A 472-nucleotide genomic window follows, 5' to 3' on the forward strand; every position below is an offset into this window, starting at 1 on the left:
TCATGGCAGTAGGAGCGCGTCGCGGCACTTGCATGCACCATGATGCGATGGTGTGGCGCCCGGAGCAGACGATGGACCCCGGCTTCGACATGCCGGGAGGCCAATGTTACGTCGGACGGGGATCGGGCCGGGGCGACTTGCGAGAGCATGCTTTCTCGATTCATGGCAAAACCTGTTCAAGACTTGGCAATTCCCGCGCGATTTTCAATGCCGTGGCTATGTACCTACGCCTCTCCATAAAACTTGGATGAGAGGTTATGCCATGAGTTTCTATGTTGTTGTGGGAGCAGGCCCGGTTGGTCGCGAGACCGCGCGGCTTCTGGGCGAAGAAGGCCATGATGTTGTCTTGACGAGCCGGAGTGTCGGTTCGAACGCGCTGCAAAACGTCCGGACCGTGCAGTCCGACGCCACCAATGCCGCGGAACTGGCGCGTATCAGCCGAAACGCCGACGCGATCTTCATGTGCGCCATG

Annotated in this window: 2 protein-coding genes; both read left to right on the forward strand. The window is 59.5% G+C overall.

From position 1 onward, the window contains the following. Nucleotides 1-251, forward strand: a 251-nt coding sequence (locus EN884_RS39225) for a hypothetical protein (RefSeq protein ID WP_206617789.1), incomplete at its 5' end; no start/stop codon positions are given. Between the two features lie 11 nt (nucleotides 252-262). Then, nucleotides 263-472: NAD(P)H-binding protein (locus tag EN884_RS38155; RefSeq protein ID WP_128361240.1), on the forward strand; the 210-nt coding region annotated here is incomplete at its 3' end.

Origin of the sequence: Mesorhizobium sp. M7A.F.Ca.AU.001.01.1.1 (genome assembly GCF_004022735.1) — a bacterium.
Taxonomy (GTDB): domain Bacteria; phylum Pseudomonadota; class Alphaproteobacteria; order Rhizobiales; family Rhizobiaceae; genus Mesorhizobium; species Mesorhizobium ciceri.